Origin of the sequence: Methylomicrobium lacus (assembly GCF_041897535.1) — a bacterium.
GTDB lineage: Bacteria > Pseudomonadota > Gammaproteobacteria > Methylococcales > Methylomonadaceae > Methylomicrobium > Methylomicrobium lacus_A.
Map to the genome: position 1 here is coordinate 2,769,294 of NZ_CP169217.1, position 12,884 is coordinate 2,782,177.

Below are 12,884 nucleotides of genomic sequence, written 5' to 3' on the forward strand. Positions count from 1 at the left end.
CCACCAAGTCGGACTTCACCCGGACCTTTCTAGTCGAGATTTTTTGCGGCGCAACCAGTCTCGGTATTTATACCAATAGATTTACCGGATTAATTAAAATAAGTTATACAGTAATAACGTTAGATAGTATGGGCGAGGAGCGAAGCCCATTGATCGTTAACGATCGGTTGCCTCCGTCAGTCTATTCTGGCTAGGGAGATGCCTTCGACTTTTCAGCGCTTTAAGTCTATTAATCAAATAAATGGGGTTACTGTGAATAAAATTCTGAAATCATTGTTTCTGGTAACCGTCGTCGCTTTTGTACTTACCACTTTATATGGCTGTGCTCATTCTTTGGAAGCTAAATATGGGCCAGGTGAAGGAGCAGGCCATACGGTAGTCAATGAATGCCCCAAATCACAGCTTGCACTCGGAGTAAAGCCTCCGCAGGTAAAGGATCAATACGAACAGGCGTTATCTGAGAGCATCGTCGATGCATTGGGTCACGCAGGCTGTTTTTCTCGGATACAGCAAAATTATTCGGCAAATAAAAGCGGCGATGCTCAGTCTCCAGAACTTATCTTAGAAACTACCATTGCCACCGCATATTCTGATGATGGTGCTGGAAATTGGGCGAAACAGTGGCCTGGCGTGCTTGCATTTACGACATGGTGGAAGGGGCTTCTTTATTATCTGGACATTAGTACCGACATACGAATTACGGATACTCGAATAGGCATGGTCATCAACGTGCCAAGTAAGGATAGGTATGAAATCCATTACTCCAGCACAGCCAGAGGGGTATTTTCCGGTTCAATCGTGGGATGGTTTGTACTGACCGGCGTAGCTTTTCTCTCAGCACTTGTTCCAACCGATTGGGACGATAATATGAAGCTAGATACGAATATAAAAATCCGTGATGAATACGGGAAAATTATCGCTAAAAAGATTATTCAATCGCTTAAGGGCAAGGCGTAGCTGAGCTGGTCGGGCAATGCTGTTTGTTTGTACCCGACTGGGTGAACAAACGTCGGGCAATCATGTATTCGGAGTAGGCGTGTAACATCAGGAACTATTGCGAGTTTAGTCGCGTCTGGATATACACTCATCAACAAAATAGCGCGCTCGGAAGCAATCGAGCTGCCTGTTGACTGAGATGAATTGGCCGCCTGCCAGGGTGAAAACTTACCTAGACGAGGAAAAGTCACGCGTTCTTATTTTGCCGCTGGCGGGGCGTTTTGGCATATAGGCGTTGCAGGGGTTGTAGCCTGAGGCTTCTCTGGTGTAAGTATGTTAGGACGGGCTCCGACTTCTCAGGCCCTGGTGTCTAAAAAGCCACTCTACAAGTCATTTCTCGAATGGCTCCTCTTCTTTTTGATTGTCATTAGCGTCTGCATGATGGGTTCCGGCTACTATGTCTACACCCGCCTGCTGACCATCCTGCCTGATGTCAAAACGCTGGATCATTTCCAGTATCAAGCGCCTTTGAAAATTTATACCCGCGACAAGCGGCTGATTGCTCAATTCGGCGCACAAAAAAGAACGCCGGTCACCCTGGATCAAATTCCGCAGCCACTGATTCATGCGTTTATCGCGGCCGAAGATGACCGTTTCTACGCCCATGCCGGCGTGGATTTCGATGGCCTTGTCCGCGCCGGCCGGCAACTCGTGTTAACCGGCGAGAAACAACAGGGCGGAAGTACGATCACGATGCAAGTCGCCCGTCTTTTTCTGCTCAGCAATGAAAAAACTTTCCTGAGGAAAATCAAGGAAATCATTCTGGCCCGGAAGATAGAACGCGAATATTCAAAAAATCACATCCTTGAGCTTTATTTAAACCAGATCTACCTGGGCCAGCGCGCTTATGGCGTCACCGCCGCCGCCCAGACTTATTACGGCAGGCCCCTGAACCAGCTGACGCTGGCGGAATACGCGATGCTTGCCGGACTGCCCAAGGCGCCGTCCGCGATCAATCCGATCGCGAACGAGACGCGCGCGATCCAAAGGCGTAATTATGTCCTGCACCGGATGCTGGAACTCGGCTATATCAAAAAACCCGAATATGACGGCGCCATAAACCAGCCTTCAACGGCAAAACTGCACTATCAAGCCGCTGACATATCGGCGCCTTATGTGGCCGAAATGGTCAGGCAGGCGGTTTTCGAACGCTATGGCGAACAGGCCTATACCTCAGGGCTGAATGTCTACACCACGATCAGCGGACTGCTGCAAACGACTGCCGATCAGGCGCTGCGCAATACGCTGCATGGGTATGACGAACGCCATGGCTATCGGCCGGCTTCCACGCTTGAGGACAAAGGCAATTTTAACGAACTGCCTGTGATAGGCGATACGCTTCCCGCCACGGTGCTGAAAGTCAAAGACAAGCAGGTGGCGGCAAAACTCCAGGACAACACCCTGATTGACATCCCCTGGGAAAACATCAAATGGGCGGTCGCCGGCAGAAAAGCGGTTCCAAGCCTCATCAAAACCGGCCATATCATCCGTGTACGTCTCTTGCCCAATAAAACCTGGGCATTGACGCAAGTGCCGGAAGTCGAAGGCGCCTTTGTCGCATTAGATCCTGCCGACGGAGCCATACTGGCTTTAACCGGCGGTTTCGACTTTTTAAGCAGCAAATTTAACCGGGCGACGCAATCGAAACGGCAGCCGGGTTCCGGTTTTAAACCGATTATTTATACTGCCGCGCTGGAGGCCGGCTACACGCCCGCCAGCATTTTTTATGATGAACCGGTCGTCATCATCGAAGACCCGTACCGCGAAGTCGAGTGGCGGCCTGAAAATTACAATAGCAAATACCGGGGACCGATTACCCTCAGAACGGCACTGGTGCATTCCAGCAACATCGTAGCGATCAGATTACTGGATGCAATCGGCATAGATAACGCCGTATCAACGGCCTTACGCTTCGGTTTCACTCCAAGGCAATTACCTCTTACCCTGTCCCTGGCGCTGGGCAGCGGTTATGCCTCGCCGCTGCAAATGGCGCAGGCTTATGCCGCATTCGCCAATGGCGGATTCCTGGTTAAACCCTATTTTATCGAACGCATCGAATCCGGCGAAGGCAACGTCCTCTTTCAGGCCAGACCTGGTATCGCCTGTCCGCTATGCACTGACAGCCGTACAGGAACGGGGTTGTATGCGCCCAGAGTGATGGCGCGGGACATCCATTTTTTGATGAATTCCTTGTTAGAGGATGTGGTGCAACACGGCACCGCAGCCGGCGCCAAACTGCTCAACAGACAGGATGTCGCAGGAAAAACCGGCACGACCAATGACCATCGGGATGCCTGGTTTAATGGCTACACGCCTTCGATTGTCGCGACGTCATGGGTCGGATTCGATGATTTCAAGTCGCTTGGCAAGCGCGAAACCGGCAGCAAAACGGCGTTGCCGATGTGGGTGGAATTTATGAAAACGGCGTTGGCCAATACCCCGGAAGCGCCCGTAACCATCCCCAATGGAATCGTCGAGGCCTTTATTGATCCGGCAACGGGGCAGTTAACGTACGAAGACAACAAAGCAGGAATCTGGGAGTTTTTCCAGGCAGACGCCGTGCCCAGGACAGAGGAGGCTGTTAATCAAGATGCAGCTGAGAGGGACAACGCTGACGACGACAATAAACCGTTGCCGGAGCATAATAGCGAACAGGAGCATTAGCCGTAAAAAACACCTGACTATCCATTGTCTGGCTGTTCTGCAATTTTCAAATCACAAGGCGACAAAAAATAATGCCAAATCAATAAGTACGGCCGTCCGGCGGATCAATTCGATTATTTTATGTTTTCGAAAGCCAAGTAGGGCAGGGGGCGCATCGCGCCCCATTTCGAGTGGGCAACATCCGAACCACGCGCTCTCCCTTTTATTTAAGATCATTGGCTGTTGACGATCACGGCTCGCTAGGAGGGCATGATCACCTTGTTCGGATAGGCTGTCTGAATGTGCAGTGGCGCCCAGGATTCGGAGGCCGTCAATTTGTCGATGATCAGGATGATCGAGTCGACGGGGAGCTTCTGCAGATAGAGCGCAGGGCCCTGTGCGGGAACTTGCTGGTTACCCACGGTTGCCATCGGATTGAGCACGACGTCGGCGAGAATCTTGCCTTGGGTTGCCACGAGCTGGAACGCGATCTTGCAAGAGTTGTTGCCGTGGGCATTCAACTTCCTCAATTCCTGCTGGCCCTGGGTTGAATGCAGCGCCTCTTCCGTAGCCAGGATGAGGTGCTTGCGGCTGGAGAAGGTCGAGTCCTGGCGAATCTGCCGCCGATCGAAAGGGTCCTCCCGCTGCTCGGAATGCCTGCTGATGGCATGCCCCGTGTGAGCCCCTCCCGGTCGCAGCCGGCGCTCGCTGAGATATAACATCTGGTGGATCTCCTCTCGGGAGTAGGTGCGGTCGTAGCTCATGTCGGAATCCTTTATAGCCTAGGAGAAGGGGAAAAACGGCCTTCAGTGACGATAAAAATACCGAGGCAGATAAGCGTTGTCAATCGCCTTGCAGGTCCGGGCGGGACAGGGTTGCAAACCCCATCCCCAACGTTTTGGCAATGCCGCCGGTGCACCAACCCCTTGACAGATTAGCCGCCGTTTCCGATATTTTCCCAAATACTGCTGCTGGACACTTCCAATTTTTGTAATATTTGGTTGGCTTCTCGCTGTTTGGCTCGCAACGCTTCGAGTTCTTGCGCCACATCTTCACCTTGCCGGGATTTCTCTACCAATTTATCGATCCTGGCACTCCGTTCAACATATTCGTCCACCAGGTGGCTGTATTCGTCTGTTGTTTTCATGGGTTAATTCCTCGGTTTGTTTAGTATAAATGTTATCTAAACCACGGGAGCCGCCTGCCGCTCTGGCTGACGCACGCATCCACCGCGTCAAGTTCCCGTTCTTTCTGAAAAGAATTAATGGCTTGCACCGATTATACTCTCCGGATATTTTGTACAATGACATATTTCCCTGCTTTCCTGTCAAACAAGCAATTCGGCAGGATAACGGGGAAACAAGCTGGGCTCATTTTTTTTCCCTGGCGCTAAAACCACCTCTTGCTTAGGAAGTATAGTTCCTGGATTGTTCCCGCTTTATCGGGAAATTTTGCCTGACGCTGGGTTTTAACTGCATCCAATGAAATTAAAACAGGATAAAAATTTCGACCAACTGATCGAAAGATTCGAGAAGAAGGTCTACGCGACCGCGAAGGGCGATTGGCGGCTGAAGTTGCTGAGGGAGGATCTGGACGCTTTTTACCGGAGCCCTACGCCGCTGACCGTTTGGGATGCCGGCTGCGGCTTTGCGCAAATCAGTTTGGGGCTGGCGGAAAAAGGGCATCGGCTGACGCTGTGCGACCTGTCAGAAAAAATGCTGGCGCGCGCCAGGCAGCTCTTCCAAAAACATGGACAGCATGCCGAATTTCACCATCAGGCCGCGCAAGACCTGGCGACCCGCCTACCCCAGTTTGATCTGGTATTGTGCCATGCGGTACTGGAATGGCTGGCGGAACCGATACCGACGCTGCAAATCATCGCGGACCGGGTCAAACCGGGCGGCACCTTGTCGCTCCTGTTCTATAACCGCAACGCGATGGTTTATACCAATGCGCTGAAAGGCGGTTGGCGCTGGCAACACCTGCTGAGCGACAGCTATCTCGGCAAGGGCGACAAGCTGACGCCGCCGAATCCGCAGTACCCGCATGAAGTGGTCGAGCACCTGAAGCGCTGGGATTTCGAGATCACGGCTCATACCGGTATTCGCGTGTTTCATGACTACCTTGACAAAGAAACGCTCGAACACAGCGATCAGTCCGAACTGTTCGCGCTGGAATACCGTCATTGCCGGATGCCGACTTACCGCGACATGGGGCGTTATGTGCATCTGGTGGCGCGGCGAGCCCAATAATCGCGGCGTATGTGCCGGGCACCTCTCGGTTCGAGTTGCCTCCCATCAAAATCGATGTCCTGCACGCCGCCTATCATCATTTGAGATATGGGTTTCTAAATCTATCGTTTCATTTCGTCTGCCATATGCCTTAACCTATTCGTTATCGTCAATCATTGGGGTATTTTCCCTGCTATTGTTTCATCAAGGATTTAAATACCATGCCTTTACAGCAGTTAGTCGAACACTTCAACTATCGCTTAGGATTTAACGACCCCGGCAGCTCCGGACCGTTCGTCTTCAAAAACGGCGTCGTCCATGGTGTATATGGACCGATACAGATCGGCAGCGTCTTGTCACCGGTTCGGCTGACCGAAGATCCGGCGCAGATCGCGGGGTATACCGCCAAACAGCAGCTGACCAATAGCCCGGCGGAACCGTTGTACCGGGATGACATCGAGCATTTGCTCGATCATCCCTTGGCGCCGTCGATCGACACGCTGTCGATCCTGAGTTTCGACCGTCTGTCGAGAACCGTGCACATGCTGAATTATTTATTGCTGCCGACGCAGGCGGAAACCGATACGCTGTTTCTGGATGTCGATCCCCGGCATATCCTCGGCGTGAAGGAGAATCACGGCGTTTATTTCGAAGAAATCATCGTGCGCTGCGGGCTCGAGACTCGGAACGTCGCGATCACGGTGCCCGTCAATCCGGCCTATGCGCGTTTTCAGCAACAGTTGAATCAGGGGCTGGAGAATTACCGGCGCCGCGGCTATCAAATCGCGCTGAAGTTCGATTATGCCGCGCTGGGCCAACACGCCAATCAGTTGATTCAGGCCTTGGAGCCCAATTATGTCAGTTTGGCGGCCAACTCGCTGGACACGATCCGCGACGCCAGGGCTGCCGAAAAACTGCGGCAATGGAATGCGCTGGTGCGTTCGATCGGCGGGCGCAGCATCCTGGCGAATGTGACGCAAACAAAAAGCAGCGCCTTGGCGCAGAACGCAGGCTTTGATCTGGTCGAGGGCGATTTCTACGGCAACCCGTCTTTTGACCATGCGCCTGCCGAAAATAAGGCGCTGTGCGCTTGATGAGGGACCAGAGTTAAATCACCTCCCTACCGACTTCCCAATCCCGGGAGGTTCACTACGGCGATGCCGTTGGCTTCGACTCCGCTCAGCCTACGGTATATTTACCGACGATGGTTACATTCTTTATCAAAAATCACCAACTAGGCAAAAGCACTGCCGCCATCCTTGGCCAGTGCTTCCGCGGGGCACAAGCCCAGGCTATGCCCGAAATGCCGTCCTAACGTTATTCAAACTTCTTGGACCAGCCCAGCTGAAATGAATACTGATCCATTTCCAGTTCGATGTTTTGCTTCGGACTCAAAGGATTAGGCCCTTTGACCGAATTGCTCGGCGAATACATGAACGCAAAATTGACTTCGTCCTTGTCGCCGATCGCGCGGCTGAAGCCGGTCGTCAAATGGTATTCCTGCACCCCCGGCGCCAGCACATTGAACAACACTTCGGACTTTGGAATCGGCTGCGCACCGTAGCTGACGCCCGCGCGCCAGGTCCAACGCTTGTTCGGCCGCCACTCGGCGCCGAGTTTGAAAATGGTCATGTCCTCCCAGCCGAAACCGGCGGCGCCGTTATCGCCGAGCCGAGTGGTCAACAGATTCGGGAACATCGCGTTGCCGACCGAGTCGACCTGGCTGTAACGAATGTGTTCGACATCGAAGGAGGTCGTGATGTCTTTGTTGATGTCCCAGGCCAGGCCGAAGTTGAAGCTTTCGGGAATATCGAAGCTCCCCTGCTCGGTGAACAACCCCGCGTATTCGTTGAATTTCGACATCGTGATGCGGCTTTTATACGACGCCCCGAACCGGACGCCCGGAAGCACCTCGACCAGGCCGCCGACCCTGACGCCGCCGCCGAACGAATAGTCATAGCCTTGGTCCGAAACATGCGCCGGATCGCTCGAAAACGGCGCGAACGCATTCAGTCCGCGCGCCTTGAAACGTTGGATCGCAAAAATCGGCGCGATACCGAACGAGAAGCGGCCATTGTTGAAGCTGTGCGCATAACTCGGCACGATGAAGGCCTGCGCCAGATCGACGCCGGTGGTGCCGGCGCAAAACGTGCCGCTGCCGCCCGGGAAGGGGCATAAAGGATTCGGCGTGGCCACATAATCGGTATTCATGCCGCCGTTGCCGTACATCGTCACGCCGACCGCCTGCTCCGCATCGATCCTGTGGTTCCAGCCGATGGCCGGCACCGGAAACCATTCGCTGTCGCTTCTGACGGTGCCGGAATTGAGCGGGAACGCGCCGGGCGCCAAGGTCGGCTCGCCATCGACGGTATATTGGCGGCGCGGGCTGAACAGCTCGATTTCCGCATCCAGCCGGTCGCCGAGATAGGCGCTGCTGGCCGGATTGACCGCGGCCGCGAACGAATCCAGCAGCCGCGCGGTGCTGGCGCCGGCCAAGGCTTTGCTGCGGGCGCCGTAGCCGTGCGCGAAATAGCCGTTGGTCGCCCCCGCGATGGCCGGCAAGCCGCCCAATACGGCCGTCGCCGCGACGGCCAGGTACCTGTTTGTTGTAGTCATTGCTTAGTTCTCCTAAATAGTTGTCAAACCGTGGCGTTTGGCCTTAAGGCGCACTGGAAGAGAGCTTGGCCGGCTGATTCGGGCATTGCCGGGTGTCGGCCGGCACTTTGCCTACCAACAACAGGAAACTCTCGAAAGGCTCCATGTTGCCCATCGCTTCGCCCATCGGACCGTCGAAACCCAAACTGCCGGAGATCATCGCGCGCATCGGGCCGTAGTCGCCGCGCCCCATCTCGACCCAGCTATCGGTCTCGGCGCTCATCACATAGTCGGCACCCGACGCTAATGCTTGCGTCTCGGCTTTGCCTCCATAGACGCAGCGGGCAAGACTACCCTGCAGCGCAATCCGCAATTCGGCCGTCGGCTTGTCGCCGCAGTCCTCGCGGTAAAGCTGGATCACCTTGAAACCGCGTCCATCATTGTTTTTTACCCATCCGGATTCGACCAGTTTTTGGGTCAGCACCGGGCTGGCATTCCAGGCCTGGCACGCCTCGGCGCCCCAATCGGGCGAGATCAGCACCGGCGCCGCGTAAGCCGAGCCGGCCAGGCCAAGCAGGGCGGCGCCGAATAATGTTTTGTAACTCATTCGCGGTCACCGTGTTTTGCTGTTCGAATCGGTAATCGCGGCGACATGCGATGCGCCTTTCAATTCGGCGAGCAGTTTTTCGACCTGCTTTTTCTCCGCCTTTTCGCGCAGAACGCCGCGCAGCTTGATATTGGTATGGTCATAAGGCTGGGCGTCGGTCACCTTGCGCGGGCCGTCGTCGAGCAGGATGATGTTCCAGCCGTAGCGAGTCTTGACCGGTTCGACGGTGAGTTCGCCTTTCTTCAGTTGCGTGACGGCGCCGGCGAAGGCCTCGTCGATGAAGATGTCGGGACGGAACCAGCCGATACTGCCGCCGTGATGTTCGGCGCCGGGGTCATGGGATTTGTGTTTGGCCAGTTCGGAGAAATCGGCGCCCGACTTGATTTGTTTGATGATGCCCTCGGCTTCGGCCTTATCGGGCACCACGATCTGGCGTATCTTGTATTCGAGAAATTTTCCGGACGTCCTTTTGCTTTCGTAGTCGCTGCGAATGCTGTCTTCCGTTACCGGATGCTCTTTGAAATAGGCGTCCAGGTAAGCTTTCGAAAGAATGGCCAGCCGGTCCAGTTGCAGGTGCGCTTCGATTTCGGGATTCTTGTCCAGTTGTTTCCTGAGGGCCTGGTCCGCTAACAGCGACTGGCTGACCAGATCTTCCTTGATATCCTGCTTGATCTCGTCGGTCAGCGGCACGCCTTGCGCGGCGCGCCGTTTCACGACGTAGTCTATCTCCGCCTGACTGATGGCGGATGTTTGCGAGTCTGTTTGCGCTTGCTCGGCGGCCGTCACGTCCAGCGCGGCGGATAAGCCGAGAGCGGAAACCAGCAGCGTGTATTTTTTGTTGATTGTTGACATGGTTGCGATTGCTTTGATCAGGATTGTCATAAAAAGAGGGAGGGGCGACTTACCGGGAGGAGTCATCAGAGGGTTAGAAATCCCGGACATCGGCCTCTGCCTCATACAAAATTTCAGCTTAAAACCCGGCGCGGCGTTAACCGCGCCGGGCAGTCACGGCTAATTTTGGTAATGCTCAGGCCCTTTCAGTTTCAGGCCGTTCTTCTCGAAAATCGCACCGTGCGGACGTGCCGAGCCGGTGACGCCACGATTCGGCCAGTCGAACTCCGAGCGCTCAGGTCCGGTCAGGGCGACGCCCAATTCACCGGTCAGTTCGTCCTTGAAGCTCTCGTCATATTGCAAAGAACCGTCGGCATTGATTTTCGCCACATAGATCTTTCTGTCCCCGCCGGAGCCGGTGCCCAGAAGTCCCATATGGTTCAGGTCGACGAAGTAATTGATGAACACGAGACGCTTGCCGGGTTGCAACGCGCCGCTTGCCGATGAACCGGTAGCGCCGGCGCGGTCAATGCCGACGAAATGCGGGCCACCGTGGGTGGCGTAGTTTTCCGGAGAGTTCGCGGTGACTTGTCCGACCACCACCGGGCAATCGGCGGCGCCGTTGTTATGCACCCTGTTGTTCAAAGCGTTTCCTGCGATCGGCAGGCCCAGCGTGGAATTGCCGGGGCGGCTCGAATCGGCTGCCGGGAAATCGCAATCGATAGGATCGGTTCCTTTCGCGAGCAAAGGCTGGATATCGAGCGACAACACGCGGCGGTCGTGTTCGCCCGGATAATCGCGCTCATAAACATGGTCGCCCGGGCTGTTTTCGCCGGCGATCGGCAGGAACAGATATTTGTCGTCGTCGCTGATCGCAAAATAGGAAACGCCTGTGCAAGGACCTACGTCATAGACCGGCTTCCATTCCGGACCCTGACCGTTATTGGCGGTCTGCGGCGCGAGAATATTGGAGGTGTAATACAGCGTGCCGCCGCACATGCTGGCCGCGAAAGCGCCGTTATGCGGCACCAGCTGACCGGTCTGCGGATCGGTATGGCCCTTGCTGTGCGGCAGCGCCAGGCCCATCAAGCCTTCCGGTTCTTCGTGCAAATAGACATCCTCGATCCGCGGCCCATCCGGCACCTGGCTGACGCTGATCGGCCCCTTCTTCAGGTCATTGGCTCGCCATACCCGTACGGTGGTGCCGAACTGGCGGAGGCTGGTCAAATTGGTCGGCAGCGGATTGTAGGTAAAGTAATCGCTGAACAGATTCGCGATCGGGTCGCCGGCACCCAATACCAGAGGATTGGCGTAATCGGAGGTGACCAGATAATTGCCGTTATAGGTCAACTGCATGCCGTGCGGATAGGCTTCCAGTCCCGCATCCGAAATTCCGGTCAAATGCTGCGGCGTATAACGGGTGACGCCGGAGTTCCAGACGATGGCGGAATTTTCGCTGAGGTATTGCTTGTCGTTCTGCAAAATATCGCCAACCAGAGGGATTGGCAGATAAGGCAGGCCGCCCGCGCATGCGCCTGTGCGCAAAGGATGGAACTCGACCACCGTACCGGGTCCGTAATAAGCGGTGCCGCCCATGAAGGTGGCAGCAATGTGGCCGTTCGGCAGCACCACGAAGTCGTCGGTCAGCGAGGACTTCAGCAACTCCATACCGCAAACGGCGATTTCCGCCTTCGGAATCTTGCGCACGTCGGTGATATCGAAGCGGAAAATGTTGCCGCTGATCAGACCGCCGGCGAACAGGTATTTCTTTTTGCTGACCGGATCGATATAGGTGGTGTAGGCGTTGTTGTGATGCGGCTCGTTGTGGATGTCCGATGTATGCAGCAGCGCGGTGCCCGGCTTGTTCGCACCGAGGATGGACGGCAGGCCGGCGGTCCAGATCACCTTGCCGTAGGTCGTCGAATCCGGCTCCGCGTCGATCACGGTCAGGAAATCGGAATCGGCATTCTGATCGTCCAGAATATCATCGCCGGTCCACGCCAATAGGACAGTGCCATTCGGAATGACTTTGCCCGTCGTTTTGCTGATGGCTTCAGGGGCGCGCTGCAAGCCGCCGGTCGTTTGCAGAGTCAAGTCAGGACCGACCAGCCCTCCCAGAAGTCCGGCCTGGGCGCTGCCGTATCCGGCCAGCGACAAGGCCAGCAGTCCCGCCGCAAGCGGGAATTTAGCCGCTCGCGGCCTACGCTTGATGGTAAGCTTATTCATAGTTACATCCTTAGTTAGTGAGACATTGGTACTTTTATTGTTTTTCGAGGGTCATCCTTGACCCGATTCCTGGCAGCCCCTCTCAAAGCGGCCGAAAACCTTGTTGTCCGTGCGCAAGTTCGCAAAATCAATATCGCAAGTTCCATGCCACCATTTAACCAATTGTTCTATTATGAATTTCTAATATTCTTAAGTGTTATTTAAGTCAAAACTGCTGATATACCAACACCAAACCAGCACTTTGTGCTGATATTCCAGCAATCAATGCTTGCTCCGCTGGCATTTCGATTGCACGATGCACGGTCTCGCGTACCCTGTGAGGTCGCGCGCCGGAGAGTAACATTCAAAATCAGGCTTTATTTGAGGTTGCTCGACAAACATCGAAGCAGCAGCAGGCGTTGCCAATTCAACAAGCGCTGATTGCGCCGACAGACGCCGGCATGATTTGAACGAGAGAAATGCGGTCTACAAGAAAATAGCGATACGGTCGGCTCGAACGACGTATGAATGGAGAGGCTCAGCGCTTGGCCGATGAGGCCGGAAAGCGCCTGGTCGATTGGCAGCTGCGTCATCCTGGGACTGGAATGCGGCGCCGATAAAAGCCGCGCATGGCGCGGAAAGTAGGCTTTGAGTTTTTTTAGACCGCCTGTCTTTGGCCTTTCGACTGCCGAAAATACAGCGCTATGCGCATAATGAGGGATCTGGCGAGAACTGATTTCGCTGCCGTAGATCAGCCGGGTTTTAAACACCCGGCT

Annotated in this window: 11 protein-coding genes; 4 read left to right on the forward strand and 7 right to left on the reverse strand. The window is 54.9% G+C overall.

The features are described from left to right. Positions 1–252: 252 nt before the first annotated feature. Complete coding sequence (locus tag ACEPPP_RS12195) at positions 253–957, forward strand: hypothetical protein (RefSeq protein WP_374087054.1); 705 nt, start codon at positions 253–255, stop codon at positions 955–957. Positions 958–1,302: 345 nt separating this feature from the next. Further along, positions 1,303–3,660, forward strand: a complete 2,358-nt coding sequence (locus tag ACEPPP_RS12200) for a penicillin-binding protein 1A (RefSeq protein WP_374087056.1) — start codon at positions 1,303–1,305, stop codon at positions 3,658–3,660. A gap of 239 nt (positions 3,661–3,899) precedes the next feature. On the opposite strand, the gene ACEPPP_RS12205 is transcribed toward ACEPPP_RS12200, so the two are convergent. Further along, positions 3,900–4,403 (reverse strand): hypothetical protein, encoded by a 504-nt coding sequence (locus ACEPPP_RS12205; RefSeq protein WP_374087058.1) that lies wholly within the window; start codon positions 4,401–4,403, stop codon positions 3,900–3,902. A gap of 170 nt (positions 4,404–4,573) precedes the next feature. Continuing rightward, a complete protein-coding gene (locus ACEPPP_RS12210; RefSeq protein ID WP_374087060.1) occupies positions 4,574–4,786 on the reverse strand; it encodes a hypothetical protein in 213 nt (70 codons plus the stop codon). 334 nt (positions 4,787–5,120) lie between these two features. Here ACEPPP_RS12210 and ACEPPP_RS12215 point away from each other — a divergent pair, with 334 nt between their 5' ends. Beyond that, positions 5,121–5,891, forward strand: coding sequence for a methyltransferase domain-containing protein (locus ACEPPP_RS12215; RefSeq protein WP_374087062.1), 771 nt, complete (start codon positions 5,121–5,123; stop codon positions 5,889–5,891). Between the two features lie 200 nt (positions 5,892–6,091). Then, positions 6,092–6,964 carry a hypothetical protein gene (locus ACEPPP_RS12220; protein ID WP_374087064.1) on the forward strand — a complete coding sequence of 291 codons (873 nt, stop codon included), beginning with the start codon at positions 6,092–6,094 and terminating at the stop codon, positions 6,962–6,964. Between the two features lie 223 nt (positions 6,965–7,187). Here ACEPPP_RS12220 and ACEPPP_RS12225 read toward each other — a convergent pair whose 3' ends face one another. From ACEPPP_RS12225 to ACEPPP_RS12245, 5 genes are all read right to left on the reverse strand, one after another. After that, a complete protein-coding gene (locus tag ACEPPP_RS12225; RefSeq protein WP_374087066.1) occupies positions 7,188–8,486 on the reverse strand; it encodes an OmpP1/FadL family transporter in 1,299 nt (432 codons plus the stop codon). Between the two features lie 43 nt (positions 8,487–8,529). Continuing rightward, the gene (locus tag ACEPPP_RS12230; RefSeq protein ID WP_374087068.1) at positions 8,530–9,072 is read right to left on the reverse strand and encodes a hypothetical protein; all 543 of its coding nucleotides are present in this window, start codon (positions 9,070–9,072) and stop codon (positions 8,530–8,532) included. Positions 9,073–9,078: 6 nt separating this feature from the next. After that, a complete protein-coding gene (locus tag ACEPPP_RS12235; RefSeq protein ID WP_374087070.1) occupies positions 9,079–9,924 on the reverse strand; it encodes a peptidylprolyl isomerase in 846 nt (281 codons plus the stop codon). 159 nt (positions 9,925–10,083) lie between these two features. Beyond that, positions 10,084–12,129, reverse strand: a complete 2,046-nt coding sequence (locus tag ACEPPP_RS12240; protein ID WP_374087072.1) for a hypothetical protein — start codon at positions 12,127–12,129, stop codon at positions 10,084–10,086. A gap of 356 nt (positions 12,130–12,485) precedes the next feature. Next, positions 12,486–12,878, reverse strand: coding sequence for a hypothetical protein (locus ACEPPP_RS12245; RefSeq protein WP_374087074.1), 393 nt, complete (start codon positions 12,876–12,878; stop codon positions 12,486–12,488). Between the last annotated feature and the right edge of the window lie 6 nt (positions 12,879–12,884).